Annotated in this window: 20 protein-coding genes; 9 read left to right on the top strand and 11 right to left on the bottom strand. The window is 73.4% G+C overall.

Translation table 11 applies throughout. The features are described 5' to 3' along the window. Window positions 1–5 precede the first annotated feature (5 nt). Window positions 6–755 carry an SDR family NAD(P)-dependent oxidoreductase gene (locus IE242_RS34485; RefSeq protein WP_229859823.1) on the bottom strand — a complete coding sequence of 250 codons (750 nt, stop codon included), beginning with the start codon at window positions 753–755 and terminating at the stop codon, window positions 6–8. A 204-nt stretch (window positions 756–959) separates the two neighbouring features. Between IE242_RS34485 and IE242_RS34490 the strand changes: the two genes are divergently transcribed. After that, window positions 960–1367, top strand: a complete 408-nt coding sequence (locus IE242_RS34490; protein WP_189866545.1) for a ribonuclease domain-containing protein — start codon at window positions 960–962, stop codon at window positions 1365–1367. Between the two features lie 20 nt (window positions 1368–1387). Here IE242_RS34490 and IE242_RS34495 read toward each other — a convergent pair whose 3' ends face one another. Beyond that, window positions 1388–1591, bottom strand: a complete 204-nt coding sequence (locus IE242_RS34495) for a hypothetical protein (protein ID WP_189866547.1) — start codon at window positions 1589–1591, stop codon at window positions 1388–1390. 190 nt (window positions 1592–1781) lie between these two features. Between IE242_RS34495 and IE242_RS34500 the strand changes: the two genes are divergently transcribed. From IE242_RS34500 to IE242_RS34535, 8 genes are all read left to right on the top strand, one after another. Further along, window positions 1782–3062 carry a sensor histidine kinase gene (locus IE242_RS34500; protein WP_373299661.1) on the top strand — a complete coding sequence of 427 codons (1281 nt, stop codon included), beginning with the start codon at window positions 1782–1784 and terminating at the stop codon, window positions 3060–3062. Between the two features lie 61 nt (window positions 3063–3123). After that, entirely contained in the window at window positions 3124–3795 is a 672-nt protein-coding gene (locus IE242_RS34505) for a response regulator (RefSeq protein ID WP_189866551.1), read from the top strand. Window positions 3796–3872: 77 nt separating this feature from the next. Next, entirely contained in the window at window positions 3873–5057 is a 1185-nt protein-coding gene (locus tag IE242_RS34510; RefSeq protein ID WP_189866554.1) for a cytochrome P450 family protein, read from the top strand. Window positions 5058–5242: 185 nt separating this feature from the next. Further along, window positions 5243–5992, top strand: coding sequence for a GntR family transcriptional regulator (locus tag IE242_RS34515; RefSeq protein ID WP_189866616.1), 750 nt, complete (start codon window positions 5243–5245; stop codon window positions 5990–5992). 160 nt (window positions 5993–6152) lie between these two features. Beyond that, complete coding sequence (locus IE242_RS34520; protein WP_189866556.1) at window positions 6153–7298, top strand: ROK family glucokinase; 1146 nt, start codon at window positions 6153–6155, stop codon at window positions 7296–7298. Then, window positions 7295–7885 carry a sugar kinase gene (locus IE242_RS34525; protein WP_189866558.1) on the top strand — a complete coding sequence of 197 codons (591 nt, stop codon included), beginning with the start codon at window positions 7295–7297 and terminating at the stop codon, window positions 7883–7885. The genes IE242_RS34520 and IE242_RS34525 overlap by 4 nt, the downstream gene beginning before the upstream one ends. Window positions 7886–8120: 235 nt before the next feature. Beyond that, a complete protein-coding gene (locus IE242_RS34530; RefSeq protein WP_373299666.1) occupies window positions 8121–10916 on the top strand; it encodes an SCO1167/SCO6262 family helicase in 2796 nt (931 codons plus the stop codon). Window positions 10917–10951: 35 nt separating this feature from the next. Further along, window positions 10952–12958, top strand: coding sequence for an SWIM zinc finger family protein (locus IE242_RS34535; protein ID WP_189866618.1), 2007 nt, complete (start codon window positions 10952–10954; stop codon window positions 12956–12958). Window positions 12959–13066: 108 nt separating this feature from the next. On the opposite strand, the gene IE242_RS34540 is transcribed toward IE242_RS34535, so the two are convergent. The 9 genes from IE242_RS34540 to IE242_RS34580 form a co-directional block, all read right to left on the bottom strand. Then, entirely contained in the window at window positions 13067–13501 is a 435-nt protein-coding gene (locus IE242_RS34540; RefSeq protein WP_189866562.1) for a hypothetical protein, read from the bottom strand. Window positions 13502–14822: 1321 nt separating this feature from the next. Further along, window positions 14823–16055 carry a cytochrome P450 gene (locus tag IE242_RS34545; RefSeq protein WP_189866564.1) on the bottom strand — a complete coding sequence of 411 codons (1233 nt, stop codon included), beginning with the start codon at window positions 16053–16055 and terminating at the stop codon, window positions 14823–14825. A 49-nt stretch (window positions 16056–16104) separates the two neighbouring features. Continuing rightward, window positions 16105–17454, bottom strand: a complete 1350-nt coding sequence (locus tag IE242_RS34550) for an aminotransferase family protein (protein ID WP_189866566.1) — start codon at window positions 17452–17454, stop codon at window positions 16105–16107. Beyond that, on the bottom strand, window positions 17451–17963 hold the full coding sequence (locus tag IE242_RS34555) for a pyridoxamine 5'-phosphate oxidase family protein (protein ID WP_308436805.1): 513 nt from the start codon (window positions 17961–17963) through the stop codon (window positions 17451–17453). The genes IE242_RS34550 and IE242_RS34555 overlap by 4 nt, the downstream gene beginning before the upstream one ends. Beyond that, window positions 17957–19171 (bottom strand): aminotransferase-like domain-containing protein, encoded by a 1215-nt coding sequence (locus IE242_RS34560; protein ID WP_189866567.1) that lies wholly within the window; start codon window positions 19169–19171, stop codon window positions 17957–17959. Before IE242_RS34560 ends, IE242_RS34555 begins: the two co-directional genes overlap by 7 nt. Then, complete coding sequence (locus IE242_RS34565) at window positions 19168–20232, bottom strand: LLM class flavin-dependent oxidoreductase (protein WP_189866569.1); 1065 nt, start codon at window positions 20230–20232, stop codon at window positions 19168–19170. The genes IE242_RS34560 and IE242_RS34565 overlap by 4 nt, the downstream gene beginning before the upstream one ends. A 51-nt stretch (window positions 20233–20283) precedes the next feature. Beyond that, window positions 20284–20994: a class II aldolase/adducin family protein gene (locus IE242_RS34570; RefSeq protein WP_189866571.1), complete on the bottom strand. Its 711-nt coding sequence runs from the start codon at window positions 20992–20994 to the stop codon at window positions 20284–20286. Between the two features lie 16 nt (window positions 20995–21010). Continuing rightward, a complete protein-coding gene (locus tag IE242_RS34575; RefSeq protein ID WP_229859829.1) occupies window positions 21011–22351 on the bottom strand; it encodes a formylglycine-generating enzyme family protein in 1341 nt (446 codons plus the stop codon). A gap of 226 nt (window positions 22352–22577) precedes the next feature. Next, entirely contained in the window at window positions 22578–23078 is a 501-nt protein-coding gene (locus IE242_RS34580) for a TerB family tellurite resistance protein (protein ID WP_189866572.1), read from the bottom strand. Window positions 23079–23456 lie beyond the last annotated feature (378 nt).

Consider the following 23456-nt stretch of genomic DNA (forward strand, 5'->3'; position numbering starts at 1 on the left):
GCCCCTCAGGCCGCGTGGCCGCCGTCCACCGCGAACTCCGCCCCGGTGACGTACGCCGCCTCGGCGCCCGCGAGGTACGCGACCATCGACGCCACCTCGTCGGCCGTGCCGAAGCGGCCCGCGGCCGTGAGGGCGGCCTGGTCCGCGGCGTACGGGCCGTCCGCCGGGTTCATGTCCGTGTCGATCGGGCCCGGATGCACGATGTTGGCGGTGATCCCCCGGTCGCCCAGCTCCCGCGCCAGCGCCTTCGTCAGGCCGGTCAGCGCCGACTTGCCGGTGGCGTAGAGCGTCCCGCCCGGGCCGGGCACCCGCTGGGTCATGCACGAGCCGATCGTGATGATCCGGCCGCCGTGGCCCAGCCGGGCGGCCGCCGCCTGGGAGGCCAGGAACGTCCCGCGGACGTTCACGTGGAGGAGGCGGTCGACGTCCGCCGGGGACAGCGTGTCCAGGGGCCCGAGGAGTCCGGCGCCGGCGTTGTTGACCAGGACGTCGAGCCGGCCGAACGCGTCCACGGTGCGGCCCACCGCCCCGGGCGCCTCCGTGGCGTCCGCGGCGTCCGCGCGCAGCGCGAGCCCGCGCCGCCCCAGTGCCTCGACGCGCCGTACGACGTCCTCGGCCGCGTCCTTGTCCCGTACGTACGTGATCGCCACGTCGGCGCCCTCCCGGGCGAGCCGCAGTGCCGTCGCCGCCCCGATACCCCGGCTTCCGCCGGTCACCAGGGCCACCTTGTCCTGCAGAGGAAGTAGTGAAGTCATGCCCCTCATCCCAGCGGTCCGGCACCGTCCGTGCTGGCGGTGAACGGACGACGACCTCGGGCGGATCCGGGCCGGGTGGTCCGGGTGTCCGGCGAGGGCGGCATCCGGCGAGGGTGAACTCCTCGGAAAGCGCTCGGGACCAGCCCGGGAAGTCAGGGTTGTTGTCATTGACATGCCATGCTCTACGCGCGTCATCATGAGGTCATGACATTCCCCCCGCGTACCACTCGCTTCGGCGCCACCGCCGCGCTCCTGTCCGCTCTGCTGATCGGCGGCACCGTCACCGCCGCCGGCCCGGCGACCGCCGCGAGCACGTCCGCCGCCGCGGTCGGCGACATCTGCTACAGCGACCTTCCGTCCCAGGCGCACGACACCCTCGACCTGATCGAGTCGGGCGGACCCTTCCCCTACTCGCAGGACGGCGCCGTCTTCCAGAACCGGGAAGGCATCCTGCCCAGCCACTCCACCGGCTACTACCACGAGTACACGGTGAAGACCCCCGGCTCCGCCACGCGCGGCGCCCGCCGCATCGTCACGGGTCAGGCGTACCAGGAGGACTACTACACCGCGGACCACTACGCGTCGTTCGACCTGGTCGACCACGGCTGCTGACGCCGCCCGTTCCGCCGCGGTCAGCCGGTCCCACGGCTCTCGGCCGCGGCGAACAGGGCGACGGCCAGTACGAGCAGCACGACACTCACATAGATCTCGTAGCCGTCGAAGGCGCTCCACCGGTGTACGAAGCCCCAGCGCAGCCGGTCCGTGAGCGCACCGACCAGACCGCCGAGCCCCTGCACCAGGGCGATGAACCCGAGAAATCCCAGCAACTTCCTCATGTCCGAGATCCTCGCCCCGCGGACCCCCCCACGTCATCGGCCGCGGGGCGAGGTGTGCCCGACGGAAGTCCCCGGTCGTGGCGGAGCCGGTCGTCGAAAGTCTGCACGAGCGCGACTTTGGTCGCCGATCGGTGGTGCGCAGGGGTGGAGAGGGGGTGCCGGGAGCCGTGCGTGCGTAGATTCGTCGACTGTGAAGGGTGACCGTCCGACGTTCGTACCGCAGGTCCCGGTGTCGTCCGCGCGCGTGCCGACCGGGCCGCGCTGGCTGCTGCCGTCGGCCCTCGCCGCCGCGCTCGACCCGGAGCGGCCCGGGACCTTCCGGCGCTCGGGCCGGCCCCGGCGCACCGTACGGGACTGGGCCGTCGACTTCACCGCCTTCTTCCTGGCCGTCGCCATCGGTATCACCGCCGCCGAGGAGTTGTCCCGGAACTCCGGCGTGCCCCACGCCCTGGCCGTCGCGGACCAGCTGATCGGTGCCCTCGCCTGTGCCGCGGTCTGGCTGCGCCGGCGCTGGCCGGTGGGACTGGCCCTGGCGATGCTGCCGGTCAGCGTGGTATCGGACACCGGGGGCGGCGCGACGCTGATCGCGTTCTTCTCGCTCGCCGTGCACCGTCCGTTCCGGTACACCGCCTGGATCGGGGGCGTCTCCCTCGCCCTCGTCCCGCTCTACTTCTGGTGGCGCCCCGAACCGGGGCTCCCCTTCCCGGCGGCCGTGTTCCTGTGGACGGTGATCAGCCTCGCGCTCTTCGGCTGGGGCCTGTTCGTCCGCTCCAAGCGACAGCTCATGCTGAGTCTGCGGGACCGGGCCCGGCGCGCCGAGACGGAGGCCGCGCTCCGGGCCGAGCAGGCGCAGCGGCTCGCGCGGGAGGCCATCGCGCGCGAGATGCACGACGTGCTCGCGCACCGTCTCACCCTGCTCAGCGTGCACGCGGGCGCCCTGGAGTTCCGGCCCGACGCGCCCCGCGAGGAGGTCGCCCGGGCGGCCGGCGTGATCAGGGAGAGCGCGCACGAGGCGCTGCAGGACCTGCGGGAGATCATCGGCGTGCTGCGCGCGGGCGACCCCGACGACGCCGGACGCCCCCAGCCGACGCTCGCCGCCCTCGGAACGCTGGTCACCGAGTCACGCGAGGCCGGTACGAAGGTCGTCCTCGACCACCGTGTCACCGACCCGGCCGCCGTGCCCGCCTCCGTCGGCCGCACCGCGTACCGCATCGTGCAGGAAGGCCTGACCAACGCCCGCAAGCACGCGCCCGGCGCGGAGGTCACCGTGTCCGTCGCGGGCGCCCCGGGCGACGGCCTCACCGTCGCGGTGCGCAACCCGGCGCCGCCCGGCGAGGTCCCGTCCGTCCCCGGCTCCGGTCAGGGACTCATCGGCCTGACCGAACGCGCCACGCTGGCGGGCGGCCGGCTGGAGCACGGGGCGACCGCGGACGGGGGCTTCGAGGTGCGGGCGTGGCTGCCGTGGGGCTGACGCCGTTGACGTGCCGGCATACCGAACCCCCTGTCACGCGCGCGTCATTACGGTAGGCCGCATGACTGCGATCCGACTGCTCCTGGTGGACGACGACCCCTTGGTGAGAGCCGGCCTGACCTTCATGCTGGGCGGCGCCGACGACATCGACATCGTCGGTGAGGCCGCCGACGGCGCCGAGGTCGAGGCACTCGTCGACCGCACCCGCCCGGATGTCGTCCTCATGGACATCCGGATGCCCACGGTCGACGGGCTCACGGCCACCGAACGGCTCCGCGGCCGCGCCGACGCTCCCCAGGTCGTCGTCCTCACCACCTTCCACGCCGACGAGCAGGTACTGCGGGCGCTCCGTGCGGGGGCGGCCGGGTTCCTCCTGAAGGACACCCCGCCCGCGGAACTCGTCGACGCCGTGCGCCGGATCGCGGCCGGCGACCCCGTGCTCTCGCCCACGGTCACCCGCCAGCTGATGGAGCACGCCGCCGGGAGCGGACCCGTGACCCGCCGCGCGGGCGCACGCGCGCGGATCACCCTCCTCAACGACCGTGAGCGCGAGGTCGCCGTCGCCGTGGGCCGCGGCGCCTCCAACGCCGAGATCGCCGCCGCCCTGTTCATGAGCGTCGCCACCGTCAAGACGCACGTCTCCCGCATCCTCGCCAAGCTCGGCCTCAACAACCGGGTGCAGATCGCGCTGCTGACGTACGACGCGGGGCTGCTGGAGGAGGACGGGCACTAGCGGGGCGTCCCGGCCGTTGGACGGCATGGAGGCGTGCTGCGGGAAGCGCGTGCCGTCGGTGGCGAAGGGGGAGACGCATGGGGGAGATCGTCGAACTGGGGGAGTACGGGACGAGGTTCACCGAGGACCCGCATCCGGTGTACGCGGAGCTGCGCGCCCGCGGCCCGGTGCACCGTGTGCGGCTGCCGCCGCCGATGGCGCACCACGAGACGTGGCTGGTCGTCGGGTACGAGGAGGCGCGGGCGGCGCTCGCCGACGGCCGGCTGGCGAAGGACGTCTCGAAGACCGGCTTCACGCCGCTCGACGAGGAACTCATCGGCAAGTACCTGCTGGTCGCGGATCCGCCGCAGCACACGCGGCTACGGCGGCTGATCGCGCGCGAGTTCACCGGGCGGCGCGTGGAGCGGCTGCGGCCGCGGGTGCGGGAGATCACCGGCTCACTGCTCGACGCCATGCTGCCGCAGGGCCGCGCCGACCTCGTGGAGTCGTTCGCGTTCCCCCTGCCCATCACCGTCATCTGTGAGCTGCTGGGCGTACCCGAGCTCGACCGGAAGCTGTTCCGCGCGCTGTCGACGGAGACGGTGGCGCCGACGAGCGCGGAGAGCGAGCACGACGCGATCGTCCGGCTCGCCGCCTACCTGGACGAGCTGATCGAGGACAAGCGGTGCTCCCCGCCCGCGGACGACCTGCTGAGCGACCTGATCCGCACGACGGACGAGGACGGCGACCGGCTGTCGGCGCGAGAGCTGCGCGGCATGGCCTACGTCCTGCTGTTAGCGGGCCACGAGACGACGGTCAACCTCATCGCGAACGGCGTGCACGCACTGCTCGCCCACCCCGGCCAGCTCGCCGCGCTGCGCGCCGACATGACCCTGCTCGACGGCGCGGTGGAGGAGATCCTGCGCTACGAGGGACCGGTGGAGAACGCCACGTTCCGCTATGCCGCCGAGCCGCTCGACATCGCCGGCACCGCCATCGCGGCGGGCGACCCGGTGATGATCGGCCTCACGGCCGCCGACCGCGACGGCACCCGCTTCCCGGCCCCCGACCGGTTCGACATCCGCCGCGCACCCCAGGGCCACCTCGCCTTCGGCCACGGCCTCCACTACTGCCTGGGCGCGCCGCTGGCCCGGCTGGAGGCCCGGATCGCCCTGCGTGCCCTGCTGGAGCGCTGCCCGGACCTGGCGCTGGACGGGCGGCCCGGGGACTGGCTGCCGGGGACGCTGATACGGGGGGTGCGGAGCCTGCCGGTGCGCTGGTGAGACGGTCGGTGACCGGGGGACGGACGCACGGCAGCCGTCCGGGCGCTTCGTTCGTCCACGCAACCCCTTGTTCGTCCGGGCGCCCTTTGCTCGCCCAGCCCTCCCTTGTTTGTCCGGACAATGTGACTGCACAGCTTCCCGTCAACCAGCACCGGAGCTACGCTCGGGCCGTGCCGAAACCAGAAGTGGACCAGACCGTCCCGCTCCAGCTCAGCGTCGACCGCAACAGCCCGGTCCCGCTGTACTTCCAGCTGTCCCAGCAGCTGGAGGCCGCGATCGAGCACGGCGTGCTGACCCCGGGCAGCCTCCTGGGCAACGAGATCGAGCTCGCGGGCCGCCTCGGCCTGTCCCGGCCGACCGTCCGTCAGGCCATCCAGTCCCTCGTCGACAAGGGCCTGCTGGTCCGCCGCCGCGGGGTCGGCACCCAGGTCGTGCACAGCCAGGTCAAGCGCCCGCTGGAGCTCAGCAGCCTGTACGACGACCTGGAGGCGGCCGGCCAGCGCCCCGCGACCCAGGTGCTCGCGCACACCCACGTGCCCGCCACCGCCGAGGTCGCGGCCAGGCTCGGTGTGGGCGAGGGCAGCGAGGTGCGGTGCGTGGAGCGGCTGCGGCTGGCCCACGGCGAGCCGATGGCGTACCTGTGCAACTTCCTGCCCACCGGCCTGCTCGAGCTGGAGACCGGGCAGCTCGAGGCGACCGGCCTCTACCGGCTGATGCGCGCCGCGGGTATCACCCTGCACAGCGCCCGGCAGACCGTCGGTGCCCGCGCCGCCACCCCCGCCGAGGCCGAGCGGCTCGGCGAGCCCGCGGGCGCGCCCCTGCTCACCATGCAGCGCATCACGTACGACGACACGGGCCGCGCCGTGGAGTACGGCACGCACACGTACCGCGCCTCGCGCTACTCGTTCGAGTTCCAGCTCCTCGTCCGCTCGTGACGGGACTCACCGGTGCGCTCCTGACCTCGGTGCGCTCCTGATGGCGTGCTCCTGACCTCGGTGTGCTCCCGATGAGGCTCCCGCGCGCGTGCGTGCGTGTCGGTGACGTCGCGGGCGCCCCACGGCGCGCCTCGTGAGGGCGTAGGGCAGAATCGGCGCGATGAGCACCTACCGCGACTTCACACACCGCGGCTCCGCCCGGGCCACCGTCCTGCGGACCGTGGGCACGCGCGAGCGCCGTTCGCACCTGTCCGCGCCCCGCGTGCCCACGGTCGGCATCGACATCGGCGGTACGAAGGTGATGGCGGGCGTCGTAGACGCCGACGGCAACATCCTGGAGAAGCTCCGTACGGAGACGCCCGACAAGTCCAAGAGCCCCCAGGTCGTCGAGGACACCATCGTCGAGCTGGTCCTGGACCTCTCCGACCGGCACGACGTGCACGCCGTCGGCATCGGCGCGGCCGGCTGGGTCGACGCCGACCGCAACCGCGTCCTGTTCGCCCCCCACCTGTCCTGGCGCAACGAGCCCCTGCGCGACCGCCTCGCCGGCCGTCTCGCCGTCCCCGTCCTCGTCGACAACGACGCCAACGCCGCCGCCTGGGCCGAATGGCGCTTCGGCGCCGGCCGCGGCGAGGACCACCTCGTCATGATCACGCTCGGCACCGGCATCGGCGGCGCCATCCTGGAGGACGGGCAGGTCAAGCGGGGCAAGTTCGGCGTCGCGGGCGAGTTCGGCCATATGCAGGTCGTGCCCGGCGGCCACCGTTGCCCGTGCGGCAACCGCGGCTGCTGGGAGCAGTACAGCTCCGGCAACGCGCTGGTCCGCGAGGCCAGGGAGCTGGCCGCCGCCGACTCGCCGGTGGCGTACGGGATCATCGAGCACGTCAAGGGCAACATCTCCGAGATCAGCGGCCCGATGATCACCGAGCTGGCCCGCGAGGGCGACGCCATGTGCATCGAGCTGCTCCAGGACATCGGCCAGTGGCTCGGCGTCGGCATCGCCAACCTGGCCGCGGCCCTCGACCCGTCCTGCTTCGTGATCGGCGGCGGTGTCTCGGCGGCCGACGACCTGCTCATCGCCCCCGCCCGGGACGCCTTCCGGCGCCATCTGACCGGCCGCGGCTACCGCCCGGAGGCCCGGATCGCGCGCGCCCAGCTCGGCCCGGAGGCCGGCATGGTCGGTGCCGCTGACCTGGCCCGGCTCGTCGCCCGCCGCTTCCGCCGCGCCAACCGCCGCCGCGTGGAGCGCTACGAACGCTACGCGCGGTACGCGGAGACCCGCCGTACCACCCAGGACTCCGCATGACCCCCACGACGCCCACCCTGCCGCGCCAGCCGTCGTCGCCGGAGGAGCCGTCCCGCCCGCCGGAGGACCGGCGCCACCGGATCCGGCGGCGGGCGCTGACCCTGCTGATCATCGTCCTGCTGATCGGCGTGCCCGCCGGCTACCTGGTGATCTCCGCCAACCAGAGCCGCGACAGCGGCCGGGACAAGGAGGAGAAGTACTCGGCGACCGGTCTCACCGCCGGCTGGCCCTCCCGCCTCCAGCGCCGCCTCTACCAGGTGCCCGTCCCCGGGTACTCGGCCGACGTCGCCTACTACGAGACGAACAACTGGAAGACCAGCCGCCTGTACGTGCAGTTCCTCACCAGCAACGAGGGCCTGGACCGGTTCCTCAGGAACATCGGTACGAGCACCGACGCACTGGAGGAGGACGAGATCGCCATCAGCGCCCGCGACCGGAAGACCGTCCGCTGGGACTTCTCCGGCGAGGGCCCCTGGTTCGGGCTCGTCCACGAGCAGGAGAACCCGGCGCCGACGCACACCGTCGTCGTCAACCGGTCGAACCCCAAGCACCCGATGGTGTACGTGGTGTCGCGGACGACGCCCTGACGCGGTGCCGCACCGGCCCCGGGGTCCGGGACCGATTGTCAGACCCCGCCCGTAGAGTCGAAGACGTCTGATCCGACTTGCCGGGCGGGAGGTGACCGGGCGTATGAGGGACGGGGCTGTGGCTGTGCGGACGGCCGTGAGCGGTGAGCACACCGCGTCCGCGGCGGGCGCCACGGACGTGTCCGTGCGGCTCGCCGCCGTCTTCCTGCCCGCGCCCCTGCCGCGGCAGGGGCGGATGGCCTTCTGGGACCCGGAGGGCGGCTTCGCGGGACCGGAGGACGACACGGCGGGACCCGCACCGGAAAGCGGGGCCCAGGAGGCCGTCCGGCCGGCCCCCGAGGTGTCCGGGATCACGGTCGTACGCCCGCACGGCAGCCAGGTCCGCAGGGCCGCGGTCCCCGCCGTGTCGCTGCCGCTCGGCGAGGCGCTGCCGCTGCTCGTCCGGGCCCGCCGCGACCCCGCCGCGCACCCCGCCACGGCCTGCTGGGGCGCGGCCGCGCTGCACGCCCTGCGGCTCGTCGCCCGTGGCCGGCTGCTGCCCGGTCTCACCGCCCAGGGCTACGACGCGTGGCGCGCCGGACCCCTCGACCAGGACGACATCGCCCACCTGAGGGCGGTGGCCGCGGCCCTCCCGTACGAAGGCCACGCCGTCCCGCTCCCCGGCAGGGGCCCGCTCCGGCTGCCCGAGCCCGAGGCGCTGATGCGGGCCTTCCTCGACGCGGTCGCCGACACGCTGCCGCGTACCCCGGCCGCGCCGCACGTCTCCGGCAGGCCGTTCGCGGCGGCCGGAGCGCAGCGGCTGCCCCGTGCGCGGGACTGGGCGGCGGAGGTCGCCGCGGGCATGGACGCGGGGGTGCGGATCTCGCTGCGGCTCGACCTGTCGGCGCACGCCCTCTTCGACGACACCGAGGACGCCCGGCGGGCCGGCGCGGCCGTCGTCCAGGTGCACAGCCTCGCCGACCCCACGCTCGTAGCGGACGCCGCCGCCCTGTGGGCAGGGGACGCGGAAATGGCCTTCGGGCCCCGCGCGCGTGTGGACGCCGCCCTGGCCGTCCGCCGCGCGGCCCGCGTGTGGCCTCCGCTGTACCGGCTGTGCGAGCAGGACGTGCCCGACGTCCTCGCGCTGTCCGAGGAGGAGCTGAACGACCTGCTCGGTGTCGCCGCGACCCGGCTCGGCGCGGCCGGGGTCGCCGTGCACTGGCCCCGTGACCTCGCCCGCGACCTGAGCGCCACGGCCGTGGTCCGCCCCGCGCCCGGCTCGGCCACCGACGGCACGGGCTTCTTCGACAGCGAGGACCTGCTGCAGTTCCGCTGGCAGCTGGCGCTCGGCGGCGATCCCCTCACCGACGCCGAGATGGACGCCCTCGCCGAGGCGCACCGTCCGGTCGTCCGGCTGCGGGACCAGTGGGTGCTCGTCGACCCCGCCCTCGTCCGCAAGGCCCGCAAGCGCGAGCTCGGCCTGCTCGACCCCGTCGACGCGCTCTCCGTCGCCCTCACCGGCAGCGCGGAGGTGGACGGAGAGACGGTGGCGGCCGTGCCGACGGGCGCGCTGGCGGCGCTGCGGGACCGGCTGACGGCGGGCGTGGGCACCGTGGAGCCGCCGCCGGGGCTGGCCGCCCGGCTGCGCGACTACCAGCTGCGGGGCCTCGCCTGGCTGGACCTCATGACCTCCCTCGGCCTCGGCGGCTGCCTCGCCGACGACATGGGCCTCGGCAAGACCGTCACGGTCATCGCGCTGCACGTGCGCCGCGCCCGCCGCGAGCCCACCCTCGTCGTCTGCCCCGCGTCCCTGCTCGGCAACTGGCAGCGGGAGATCACCCGCTTCGCGCCCGGCGTACCGGTCCGCCGCTACCACGGGGCCGAGCGCACCCTGGGCGACCTGGACGGCGGCTTCGTGCTCACCACGTACGGCACCATGCGCACGGCCGCGCCCCTGCTGGCCGCCCAGCCCTGGGGCATGGTCGTCGCGGACGAGGCACAGCACGTCAAGAACCCGTACTCGGCGACCGCGAAGGCCCTGCGGACCATCCCGGCACCCGCGCGCGTGGCCCTCACCGGCACCCCCGTGGAGAACAACCTCTCCGAGCTGTGGGCCCTGCTCGACTGGACCACCCCCGGACTCCTCGGCCCGCTGAAGTCCTTCCGCGCCCGCCACGCACGCGCGGTGGAGACCGGCGAGGACCAGGAGGCGGCCGACCGCCTGGCCCGCCTCGTCCGCCCCTTCCTGCTGCGCCGCAAGAAGTCCGACCCGGGCATCGTCCCCGAGCTGCCGCCCAAGACGGAGACGGACCGCCCGGTGCCGCTCACCCGCGAGCAGGCAGCGCTGTACGAGGCGGTGGTGCGCGAGTCGATGCTCGCCATCGAGACGGCCGAGGGCATGGCCCGCCGGGGCCTGGTGCTGAAGCTGCTGGGCGCGCTCAAGCAGATCTGCGACCATCCGGCGCTGTACCTGAAGGACGGGGACACGAAGGCGGGAAACGGCGCGGGCGACGGGCTCGCGGCGCGCTCCGGGAAGCTCGCCCTGCTGGACGAGCTCGTGGACACCCTCCTCGCCGAGGACGGCTCGGCGCTGGTCTTCACCCAGTACGTCGGCATGGCCCGCCTGATCACCGAGCACCTCGCTGCCCGCGCGATCCCCGTGGAGATGCTGCACGGGGGCACCCCGGTCAAGGAGCGCGAGCGGATGGTCGACCGCTTCCAGGACGGCGCGACCCCGATCCTGGTCCTCTCCCTGAAGGCCGCGGGCACGGGTCTCAACCTCACCCGTGCCGGCCATGTCATCCACTTCGACCGCTGGTGGAACCCGGCCGTGGAGGAGCAGGCCACGGACCGCGCCTACCGCATCGGCCAGACCCAGCCGGTCCAGGTCCACCGCCTCATCACCGAGGGCACGGTCGAGGACCGCATCGCGGAGATGCTCGAGTCCAAGCGGGCCCTGGCCGACGCGATCCTGGGCTCCGGCGAGTCGGCCCTCACCGAGCTGACGGACCGGGAGCTGACCGATCTGGTGTCGTTGCGGAGGCCGGCGTGAACGGGACGGAGAAGCCGCGCGGCGGCGCGGAGCGCATGGCCGATGCGGACCGTCCGGCCAGTGCGGGCCGCCCGGCCGACGTCGCCCGCCGGGCGCTGCGGGACGCGCGGGAGCGGGCCGCCAGGGAGCGGGACGCGGAGGAGACACAGCCGCCCGCGGACCGGCCCGTCACGCCGGTCGCCCCTCCTGCCGCGTCCGAGCCGGACAGCGACGGGACGGTGTACAAGGAGCCGGTGCCCGAGGAGCCGGTGGGCGGGAAGCCGGTGTCCCAGAAGCCGGTGCACGGGAAAGCGCGTCCGGGGGACGTGGCGCGGGAGGCGTTGCGGGCGGCGCGCGGCATGGGCGTGGAGGCGCCCGACGTCGAGTCGGCGCGGCAGGAGGCGCGTCCGGGCGACGTGGCACGGCAGGCCCTGCGGGCGGCGCGCGAGGTGGCCCGGGAGGCACGGACGGAGCAGGAGGGGGACGGAACCGGGCGGGCGCGCCCGGCAAGGGCCTCCGCGACGTCCCGTTCTGCCGATTCCGCGACGGCCCGTCCTGCCGGGGGCCGCGGCACCCGGCGCGAGACACCGGGGAACCGGGCCGAGGACCTACGGGCCCTGCTCGCGGGAGCCTTCGAGCTGCCTGCCGCCGACGGACGGGACGAGGGACGGGACGACGGACGGGAGACGCTCGCGGGCGACGCCCCGGAGCACGATGCGGAACGACACGTGGCGACCGGTACTTCTGCCGGTCAGGCGCCCGAATCCGGTGCGACGGGCTCAAGCCGTGTACCCCGCTCCATGGCCGCGCCCGCCCGCGACGGCGACCTGCGGCGCACCTTCGCCGCCTTCCCGCCGCGTCCCGGACACACGGAGCGGTTCGCGGAGACCTGGTGGGGCAACGCTTGGGTGGAGGCCCTGGAGGAGGGCGCCCTCGACGCGGCGCGGCTCGGGCGCGGACGGACGTACGCCCGGCAGGGGCACGTGGACGCGATCACGGTCACCCCCGGCCTCGTCCTCGGCTATGTGCAGGGCAGCAGGGCACGGCCGTACCGCACCCAGGTCCGGCTGCGGACGCTCTCCGACGCCGACTGGGAGCGCTTCCTGGACGCGGCGGCCGAACGGCCCGGTCACATCGCCGCGCTGCTCGACAAGGAGATGCCCCACTCCCTCGCCGAGTGCGGGGTACGGCTGCTGCCCGGCCCCGGCGACCTGGAACCGAGCTGCAGCTGCCCCGACCGCGGCCACCCCTGCAAGCACGCGGCCGCGCTGTGCTACCAGACGGCCCGGCTGCTGGACGAGGACCCCTTCGTCCTGCTCCTCCTGCGCGGCCGCGGCGAGCGCGAACTGCTCGACGCGCTGTCCCGGCGGAGCGCCGCCCGTGCGGCACGCGCCGCCCAGGACGAGGATCCGGCGCCCCTGCCCGGCGTACGGGCCCGCGACGCCCTGGCCAAGCGCCCGCTCCCGCCGCTGCCGGCACCGCTGCCCCCGCCCCCGCACCCGGAACAGCCCCCGGTATACCCGGGCGCGCCGGGCGGCCCCGACCCGTTCGCCCTGGACCAGCTGGCCACCGACGCGGCCGCCCGCGCGCACGCGCTGCTCACCACCGGCCGTGACCCGGTCGCCGACCTCACGCTCTGGCAGGACGCGGTACGGCTCGCCGCCGCCCGCCCCGGTTCCGGACTCACCGCAGCCACCCGCGCCCTCTACTCCTCCCTCGCCTCCGCCACCGGCCGCGCCCCGGCCGACCTGGCCCGCGCGGTGGCCGCGTGGCGTCAGGGCGGGCCGGACGGGCTCGCGGTCCTCGAAGAGCCCTGGGACCCGCCGGCGGGCCGCTTCGACCGCGCGCGGCCGCTCCTCCGGGCCGCCGACCTCCCCGCTTTCCGCCCCTGGCGCAACCGCCTCACCCACCCCCACGGCCATGTCCAGCTCCGCCTGGGCCGCGACGGCCTGTGGTACCCCTACGAGTCGGAGCCGGACCGCGACGACTGGTGGCCCCGCGGCACCCCCGACCCGGACCCGGTGGGCGCCCTCACGGGCCTGGGCGCGACGGACGACTTCTGAGCGAGCTGTCCACGGCGCGAGGCGGTGGGGCGGTGGGTGAGACGCGGCCGCCCGTCCTCCGGTACCGCCTGGACGGTCCGGAGGACACCCCGGTCGTCATCGTTCCCGTCACGTCAGGTTGGTGCCGATGGTGGCCGGGGCGTGCTGAGCGGTGGGGGCATGGACACCGTCGCCGGTGAACACGGCCTCATACCCCGCGGCGATCTCCTTGAGGGTCTGGAGGCCGTAGTTCTCCGCCCCGTTGCACCTGGCCCAGCCGTGCCGGTCGGTGTCGGCTTGGCACAGGGCGTAGCCCCCGCCGTAGAAGTCGATCCGCCGGCCGACGACCGGTTCGCCTGTGTCCGCCTCGGTCAGTTTCGCCTTCAGGCTGACGTACGGAGTCGGCAGCAGGCTGATCGATGTGGTCGACATCCACAGGATGGTCTGCTTCTGGTGATCCGGGGATTCTTTCCGGTCATCTCCCTGGTGCGCGGCACCGGTTCCGGCGAGCAGCATGACCGCGGCAGCGGCGCAGCCCACGACAGTGAGCGTCTTCTTCATCATGAGGTTCCTTCCCTGTACGGGTTCCGCCCTCCGGGGCAGAGGCCGGCCCGGGAAGGTGGCACCCGGACCGGCCTCTGCCCCGCCCGCAGGCGCAGGGGGTTCGGCCTAGAGCGGTGCGTTGGTGCCGATGGTGGCCGGGGCGTGCTGAGCGGTGGGGGCATAGACACCGTCGCCGGTGAACACGGCCTCATACCCCGCGGCGATCTCCTTGAGGGTCTGGGGGCCATAGTTCTCCGCCCCGTTGACCTCGCCCAGCCCTGCCGGTCGGTGCTGGCCTGACAGATGGCGTAGCCCCCGCCGTAGAAGTCGATCCGCCGGCCGACGATCGGCTTGCCCGTGTGTGCCTCGGTCAGCTTCGTCCGGAACATCACGGACGGTGTCGGCAGCAGGCTGACCGAGGTCGTCGACATCGACAGCATGGTCTGCTTCCGGTAGTCCGGGGACTCGTTGGAGCCGTCTCCCTGGTGTGCGGCACCGGTTCCGGCGAGCAGCATGACCGCGGCAGCGGCGCAGCCGACCACGGTGACCATCTACCTCAACATCGTGAGGTTGCCCTTCTGTGCAGGTTCCGTCCCGGGGCGGACCGCTCTGGGATCAGTGAGATCGCCCACCCAGTTCATGTGCGGCCGACTCCCTCTTCGGGGCGGCGCCGGGCAGACAAGCAGCTAACCCTCCCGTCCGCTTGTCGGTCACGCGAGGGAGAAAACCCAGATGAACACACAGGCTGACCCGAGTCCGAGCCCGTCACACGATGAGGTGACGTGATGAGGTGACGCCAAGAGGTGAGGGGGCAACGCCTCACGCGCTGCGGCCTCTCCGAGCTGCCGGTTGCTGCCGGACGTGGCCAGGGCGCGCGGGTTCCAGTCACCCGGCAGGCAGGGCGGGGCCGCTGCCCGGACGCGCGGGCGGGGTGCCGGCCGGATGTTTCGACTGTCCTGATCCGCACCTGTGCCCGGCTCGGCGGTGACCGCGGCGACGGTGATGACGTCCCTGGAGCGTCCGGTGCCTGGAATGCCTCGTCGTCCGAGAGGTCCTCCACCTGGCCACACGCGCTCGCCCCCTGCTATAGGGCGTCCGTGTGAGACGGCGAAGCCCCGCCGGGTGTTCCGGCGGGGCTTCTACGGCGCGGCGGGCTACGACGGGGTGCGGTGTCCGGCGCGGGCACCGTTGAACTCCGGTAGCCCGCTCCCGAGCACGCGGAGCAGGACCCGCGACGAACCAGTGCGCAGCCCTGCCGGACGGCCGGGCGAGGTCAGCGGTCGAGGGTGGCGTGGACGGCCGTGCTACGGGAACTTGTGCCGGTGCCGGCACCGGTGGCACGTCACGGCGCCCGCGTGCCGCTCCAGGTGACGGGAATCGTGTCGTACCCGGTGAGCAGGCGGTCGGGTTTCCAGGCGAGGGCGGACGGGGGGACGGCCAGCCGGAGGGTGGGGAAGCGCCGGAAGAGCGCGGGCAGGACGATACGGAGCATCAGCCGGGAGATCGGCGCGCCCAGGCAGCGGTGCATGCCGTGACCGAAGGTGAGGTGTGCCGGGTCGGGGCGGCGCCGCAGGTCGAGCTCGTCGGGCGAGGGGAAGCACCGTTCGTCGTGGTTGGCGGAGGGGATGGCCGCGAGGACGGCGCTGCCGGCCGGGATGCGGCAGCCGCCGACGGTGACGTCCTCCCTGGCCGTGCGCAGCAGGCTGGACTCGACGGCGTTGGTGTAGCGGAGGAGTTCCTCCAGGGCGGCATCGCCCGCTTCGGGCCCGGTGAGCAGATGACGGATCTGGTCCGGGTTCTCCAGCAGGGCGACCACACACAGTCCGAGCTGGTAGACGACGGTGTGGAGGCCGCCGATGAGCAGGAACATCGCGAGGGCCTCGAGCTCGAACTCACTGATCCTGCGCTCTTCGTAGCAGAGCCGGGAGAGAAGGGTGAGCACATCGTCCCCGGGATCCTGGCGGCGGGCGGCGATGACCGACTTGAGGTGGGCGTGCAGCGCGTCGCGGGTGGCGTCCACCTCCTCCTGGGTGTGGCCCGCCAGATCGGTGAGGACGCCGGTCCAGCCCAGCAGGCGGTCGCGATCGGTGTAGGGGATGCCGAGGTAGTCCAGGAGCACGCCGGCGGGCAGGTGGCGGCAGAGTTCCTCCATGAGGTCGACGGGGGGTTCCCGGCGGGCCAGCCGGTCGAGGTGCGTACGGGTCGCCTTCTCGATCTCCGGGCGGAGCCGGGCCACGTGGGACTCGCTGAACGCCGAGGAGACCAGCCGCCGCAGCCGGGTGTGCTCGGGACGGTCCATGTTGGCGAGGTTGGACAGCAGCAGGTGTTCGGCGATGCCGATGTCACCGAGTTTGAGTCCCGCGAGTTCGACGGCGCGGGAGAAACGGGGATCGGTGAGGACGAAGCGCGCGTCCTCGTAACGGGTGACGAAGTAGGCGGTGTCGCCGCTGGGCATGGCCACCCGCACCACCGGCTCGTCGGCGCGGAACCGGGCATAGGCGCACGGCGGCCGGGTGGCCGGAACGCGGGGGAACGGGAAGCGGTGGAGGGCGTCTTCGGTGCGCGGGGCGGGCATGGTGCCTCCGTTCGGCCGGAGCGATGCGGGCGTGGACAGCGGCGGGCCGTCAGCGGAGCTCGCCGTCCGGGGTGAGCCGGGCCAGGACCGTGTGCAGCGCCTCGGCGGCCTCGTCGGCTTCGTCGCGGGTCATGATCAGCGGCGGGGCAAGGGTCAGCGCGTGGGGACCGCCGCGGACGAGAACACCGGTCTCCGTCCGTACGGCGTCGGCCACCGAGTAGGTGCCATGGGGCAGCGGCCGCCGGTCCGTCTTGTCCGCGACCAGCTCGATGCCCAGCATCAGCCCCGTGCGGCGGACCTCGCCCACGACGTCCAGCTGCTCCAGCGGTCGCAGCGCGTCGGCCAGATACGCCCCCGTGGTGTCGGCCGCGCCCAGGAGCTTCTCGCTCTCGATGATGTCCAGATTGGCCAGGGCCACCGCGCAGCCGACGGGATGCCCGTTGTAGGTGTGCCCGACGGGGAATCCCGTGTCCCGCCCCAGCACCTCGGCGACCGCCCCGCTGGTGAGTACCGCGCCCAGCGGGAAGTAGCCGGAGGTGAGGCCCTTGGAGGTGACGATGATGTCCGCCCGTGCCCCTGTCCGCCGGCCGGCGAACCAGTCGCCGAGACGGCCGAAGGCGGTGACGACCTCGTCCAGGATCAGCAGGATCCCGTGGCGGCGCAGGACCTGGGTCACGCGCGGCCAGTAGTCGTCGGGCGGCGCGACCATACCCCCCAGGGCCATCACCGGCTCGCCGATCATCGCGGCGATCCGGTGCGGCCCGATGCGTGCGACGGCGGCCTCCAGCTCCCGCACACAGGCGTCGGTGACCTCGGCGGGACCGGCCGCCCCGCTGCGGTACGGATACGGCGCGGCCAGGTGGTGCACATGGGGCAGCATCGGGCCGAAGCCCTCGGCGAAGTCCGGGAAGCCGGAGACACTGCCGCTGCCGTACCCCACGCCGTGATAGCCGCCGAGGCGGGACAGGAACCAGGTGCGGTCCGGCTCCCCGCGCCGGTGGTGGACATAGCGCGCCATCCGCAGCGCGGCCTCGACACCCTCCGAGCCCCCGGTGGTGAAGAAGACGTGGTCGATCCCGGGAGGGGCCAGGTCCGCGAGCCGCGCGGCCAGTTCGACGGTGCGGTCGCAGGCGAAGTCCCAGAAGTTGGTGGAGTACTCCAGCCGGGTCATCTGGTCCTGCGCGGCCCGCGCGGGCTCGGGGCGGCCGTGGCCGATCTGGCACAGCCACATGCCGGCGGTCGCGTCGAGATACGTCCGGCCGGTGGCGTCACGCAGCCGGCAGCCGCGCCCCTCGGTCATCACCACCCGGCCGGGGGCGGCGGCGGGCAGGAAGGGATGGATGAGATGGGCGCGGTCGGCGGCCGACAGCGCGGACGGATCGCGGATGTCGAAGGTCATCGTTCTCCTCGCACGGTGGATACGGACACGGACGCGGGCCGGAAGGACAGGTCCGCGATGCGGAGGGTGTCGGGCACCAGCCGGGCCCACCGGTTCGGGGACGGTTCCTCCGCACCGTCCAGGCGGAACCGGGGGTCCCACGCCTCCTCCCGGCCGCCGAGATAGCGGCGCAGCTTCCGCCGTCCGCGCTCGGTGCCGAAGGCGGTCACGGTGCCGTGCCCGTACGCGGTGACCTGGCGCACCTCCCCGGTGGCCAGGTCGCAGCTGTCCACCACCAGGGCGAACCGCGGATCGGCGGTGAGCTGCTGCCCGAGCCGCGACCAGGTGCCGGTGATGACCCAGAAGACCTCGTCCTCCCACAGGAACCACACCGGCCGGACCGCGGGCCCGTTCCGGCCCCGGGTGGCCAGGTGTGCCACGCGCGGCACGGCGAGGAACGCCGCCAGGTCGAAGGGCAGCTCCGGCAGCGGCCCGAACCCTGTGCCGCCGCGCCGTACCGTCGTCAGCACGGCGTCCTCCCGGCCAGCCGCAGATACGCCCGGTGCAGCCGGCCGGCCGCCTCGCGCAGCGAGTCGAGCGGGGCGTAGGAATAGGAGAGCCGGAGCGCCGAGTGGTCGGGGGCGGAAGGGTAGAAGGCGGTTCCGGGGACGAAGGACACCTTCTCGGTGAGCGCCTCGGCCAGCAGCGCCCTGGCGTCGAGGTGTTCCGGCAGGCGGGCCCAGAGGAAGAAGCCGCCGCCGGGCGGCTCCCAGCGCAGCGCACCGTCGAAGACGCGGAGCGCGTCCATGAGCAGATCGCGGCGTTCCCGGTACACGGCTCGGGCCCGTGCCGTCTGCCCGCGGAGCAGCCCGGGCTCCCGCAGCAGGGCGAGCACCAGGTGCTGGAGGAGCGCGGAATTGCCCAGGTCGGCCGCCTGCTTGAGGGTGTGGAACACCGTGGCGAGCTCGCTCGGCGCGGTGAGGTGACCCAGGCGGGCGGCGGGGAAGAGCACCTTGGAGAAGGACCCCAGGGTGATGACCCGGCCGGACAGGGCGCTCAGCGGCGGCCGGGGCGCGGGCGGGGTGAAGTACAACTCGCCGTACGGATTGTCCTCGATGATCAGAAAGCCGTACCGCTCGGCGAGGGCGGCGAGTGCGGCCCGCTGGCCGGAGGTGAGGGTGCGGCCGCTCGGGTTGGCGAAGTCGGGCACCAGATGGACGGCCTTGACCGGCCGCCGCCGTACGAGGACGGTGAGCCGTTCCAGCCCGGGGTCCCCGGCGATCGGTACGGCGGCCACGTCGGCCCGGTACAGCCGCAGCACCTGGAGCGCTCCGGTGTAGGCGGGGCGGTCCACCACCACCGTGTCACCCGGGTCGACGAGGGCTTGGCAGATCAGGTCGAGGCCCTGCTGGGCGCCGTGCGTGATGACCACCTGCCCGGTCGCCGTGGGCCGCCCGGTGCCGTGCCGGTGCCGGGCCGCCAGCAGCTCGCGCAGCTCGGGCAGGCCGGAGGTGTCGCCGTACTGCAGGGCATGCGGGTGCGTCCGGGCGAGCTCGGCGGCGATACGGGTGACGGCCGCCGTGGGCAGCGCCTCGGGGGCCGGGCTCCCGGCGGCCAGTGGGATGACGCCCGGGTCGCCGGCCGTGCGGAAGGCCTCGCCGATGGGGGAGGGGCCGAGGCCGCGGGTGCGGGCGGCCAGCCGCGCGCGTAGGGACCCGGCGGCCCCGGCGCTGTTCACCGCAGATCCGTGAGCTTGGGCAGTACGTCACTGCCGAGCAGCAGCAGGGAGCGCATCGCCTCCTCGTGGGTGGCGTCCCCGAAGCGCAGGTGCAGGCTCGGCTCGGCGCCGGGGTACCGGGCGGCGATGCGGCGCAGGCCCTCGATGGCGTCGGTGGCGTCCCCGACGACGGCGGTACCGGCCTCGAGCAGATCGGAGAGCCGGGTGTCGCGGGCGGCCGCCTCCATCTTCTCGTAGCCCGGATAGGCGGCCGAGTCGACGCCGCGCCAGGTGGCGTACGCCTCCAGCTGCTTGCGGCGGTAGTCCGCGAAGGCGCGCTCGGCCGTCTCCCGCGCCCGGATCCGGTCCTCCGCGAACGTGGCGTGCAGACTGATGTGCAGCCTCCCCGGGCCGGTGTGCCCGGCGGCGGCGCGGGCTTCGCGGTAGCCCTCCAGCAGCTCGGTGACCCGGTCGTGCCCGGCGACGCCCGGGATGACCATCAGGTGGTAGCCGTTCTCCCCGGCCCAGGCGAAGGTCTCGGGCGACGCGGTGGCGGCGATGAACACCGGGGGGTGGGGCTGCTGGGCGGGCCGGGGCAGCAGCGCGGGCAGCGGTCCGAACCGGTGGAAGGTGCCCTCCCAGCGGAACCGCTCCTCGGTCCACAGCCGCCGCACCGCCGTGACGCCCTCGCTGAGCCGCGGCCGGCTCTCCGCCATGTCGATGCCGAACGCCGCGAACTCGGTGGGCAGGAAGGCCCGTCCGAAGCCGGCGTCCAGGCGCCCGCGGGAGAGGTTGTCCAGTACGGACAGGGACGCGGCCAGCTTCACCGGATGGGTGAAGGCGGGCACGACCGCGCCCGTCACCAGCCGCACCCGGCTGGTGCGGGCCGCCACCGCGCAGAGCAGGGCGATCGGGTCGGGGCTGTAGCCGCCCCAGGCGTGCAGATAGTGCTCGACCACCTTGATGTGCGACAGGCCCACGACCTCCGCCGCCTCGCACAGCCGCAGGCACTCGCTGTAGAAGCGGTCGGCCGGCTGCTCGCCGGGGGCCACGGTGGGCAGGATGTTCAGCCCGATCCTCATCGGGGCGCGCTCCTTTCCGTGTCCGGGGTGCTCACGCAGCCGCCGCAGGCCTCAGGGACGTGTACAGACATTCGTGTACAGGTTCCAGAACTGCGTGTCCGCGTAGGCGACCTCGGACAGCATCCGTGCGGTCGCGCGGGCGACGCGGTCGGGAATCACGTGCGGCTCGCCCGCGGCCTCCGCGCGCAGCTGCACCTCCGCGGCCCGCTCCATCACCACGTGCAGCCAGGCGGCCTCGGCGACGGTGCGGCCCCCGGTGAGGAAACCGTGGCTGCGGAGGATGACGGCCATGCGGTCACCGAGCACCGCGGCGATCCGCTTGCCCTCCTGCCGGTCGGTGACCGGCCCGCCGAACTCCTCGTAGACGGCGTGTCGTTCGAACAGCACGCAGGAGTCCTGGGTGATGGGGTCGAGCGGCCTGCCGAGGGCCGACCACGCCTTGCCCAGCGGCGAGTGGGTGTGGGCGAAGGCCACCAGATCGGGCCGGGCCCGGTGCAGCTCACCGTGGAGCGGGTCGACGGAGGGGTTGAGCTCGCCGTGCCCCTCGACCACCGTGCCCGCGGGGCCGACCAGCAGCAGGTCGTCCCCGCGCAGCCGGCGGAAGTCCACGCCCAGCGGGTTGACCCAGTAGCAGCCGTCCCGGTGCGGGTCGCGGGCGCTCACATACCCGGCGAGGCCCTGGCCGTAGCCGAGGGCGCCGAGCAGATGGACCGCGTCCACCAGCTGCTGTCGGCGGGTGGCCCGGGCCTCGTCGGCACTCATCGTCGTACTCCTGTCGTCAGCGGGCGTCGTAGACGCAGCGGAAACCGACTTCGTTGTGCCGGTCGGTGAGCAGGTCCTTGCCGCGGTAGTACGTGGTGAGACAGACCGGCGGCGAGGTCCAGGTACCGCCGCGCAGCACATGGAAGGCCTCGGGACGGTTCATGAACTCCGCCGGGCGGCGGCCCTTGAAGAAGGGGTCGAGGTCCTGCCGGGTGAAGAAGTTGGTCCGGGTCATCTCCCAGACGTTGCCCGCCATGTGCAGGGCCCCGCAGGGGCTCGCGCCCCGCGGCATCGAGTCGGCGGGCAGGACGGGTGCGGGGGGCCAGGTGAGGGAGGTCCGCACCAGCAGCTCCTCCAGCTCGGCGAGATCTCCCGGTTCTTCGGCGCCGTAGGCGGACAGCACACAGTGGGCCCTGTCGCCGTCCCACTCGTCGCCCCACGGGTAGCGGCGTCCGTCCGTGCCCCGGGCCGCCTTCTCCCATTCGTCCTCCGAGGGCAGCCGTCCTCCGGCCCAGCGTGCGAAGGCCCAGGCGTCGTACCAGTCGATGCCGGTGACGGGGAGCGCGGGGTCGTTGAAGCGCGGATCGCGCGAGTGGGCCGGAGTGCGGTCCTTGCCCTCCGGCTCGTCGGGGTGGCCGAACTCCGCGGAGTCGCCCACGTCCGCGAGGAAACGTGCGTAGCGCTCGTTGGTCACCGCCGTGCGGTCGATGTGGAAGGCGGGCAGGGTGACCACCCGGGGCGGGTTGTCGGTGTCGTCCATCCGGAAGGGGCCGTCGCCCGTCGCCTCGGCTCCGGCGATGAACGGCCCGCCCGGCACCAGCACCGCGTCGGAGAGGTCGGGCGGGCGCCGCCGGGCCTCGACCTCCTCGCGCAGCGGCTCGAACAGCTCGTCCTCCAGCCGTCGCAGCTCGTCGGGGTCCCGGGAGCCGAAGATCTCCCACAGGGCCCTCTTGGTGAACGCGGCTCCGCAGCCGACCGGCTTGCGTGCCCGGTCGGGGCGGCTGAAGTTGCTCGGCCAGCCGGAGATCCGGATGAGGTCGCGAGCGGCTTCCGGGATGCGATGGGCGCCTACCGCCCGGATCGCCGTGAACGCCACCCAGTCGACATCGTCGTGCGTCGCCGCGCACAGCGCCGCCCTGGCCGCCGGATCGCCGGTGAAGCGATCGGCCAGGGCCGTGACGCTCAGCCGCCGGACATTCCAGTCGCCGTGGCCGGCGGACCAGGCGCACAGCCGGGCGACCGTGGCGTCCGTGGCGGGCAGGGCCCCGAGCTCCCGCTCCAGCAGGCGCAGACGCTCGGCGTACGCCCCGTCGTCCAGTTCCTGCAGCACTTTCTCATCGGCCAGCTCGTCCAGCACGTCGCCGTCCCGCCTTTCCCGCTCCGTCTGCCGTCGTCCGTCCCGCGCCGGCGTCGCGAGGGTGTGCTCCGGGCTCTTAGGCAGAGCCCGGAGCACACCGTTCGCGGCATGCGGCGCGGATGTCACCACTTGGTCGCCGCTTCGCCGGCCTCACGAGAGGCGAGGAAGTCCTCAGCAGTCATGGAGTTGTCACCTCCTCCCCGCAGCACTCCGCGGCCCTTCCGGGTCAGAACGGACGGTTCTTGGGGTCCGGGTAGGTGAGCTGGAACAGCTGGCCCACGTTCCGCCGCATCCGGGTGTAGAGGTCCTGGAGTTCGTCCACGACCTCGGGAGGGATGGAGAGATCGCGTGCGACCTCGTAGATCTTGGCGAGCTCGCGCGGGTGCAGAATGCCGTCCGCGGAGCAGGCGCGGATCGCGTCGAAGACCAGCGCGCGGGCGGACGCGTGCACGTCCTTGTCCCGGCTGAGCAGGTTCTGGATGTCCTCCGTCGCCGGGTAGTTGCGCAGTTCCTCGATCAGGGCAGGCTGGCCGCCCATGCCGGCGATCAGGCTGAGCACGTAGTTGCGCTCCTCGTCCGCCAGCTCTCCGTCGGCGTTCGCCATGACCAGCAGGGCCTTGGCATAAACCTCGAAATTCGACGGCGTCGGTGGTTTGTCGAAACCCCAGAACTCCCGGAACAAGAACTGCAGTCGCAGTTCGTCATACGACGCGTTGGTTACCGGCATGCTGCACCTCCTTCTTGGCTGAAGCATGTGGATAGCGCAGGCCGGGACACTAGCAAAGGGCCGGAGGCGGGGAAAGGGTTTCGCTTCCTGCGGCCGTGGATTCGGCCACCGTATCGGAATGCATTGCAATCTTCGTTTCCGGCTGGAGGCGGCTCTGTACACCGATGGTATTGAGTTCCCCGCACCCCGGAAATGGAGGTACCTATTCCTGCAGATGCCCGCCGGAGGAGCCCGGACCGGTCTTCGTCGGCATAGTGGCTTTCACCGCAAGACCTGGTATTGCTGGACCGCAGCGGCTCGGTACGAAGGGCCGGCTCCGGAAGACCGGGATGAACAGAGGCCCCGGAACTGTCCACCATGGCAACCGGCCATACGGCA

The sequence above is a fragment of the Streptomyces poonensis genome (assembly GCF_014650915.1).
Classification (GTDB): domain Bacteria; phylum Actinomycetota; class Actinomycetes; order Streptomycetales; family Streptomycetaceae; genus Streptomyces; species Streptomyces poonensis.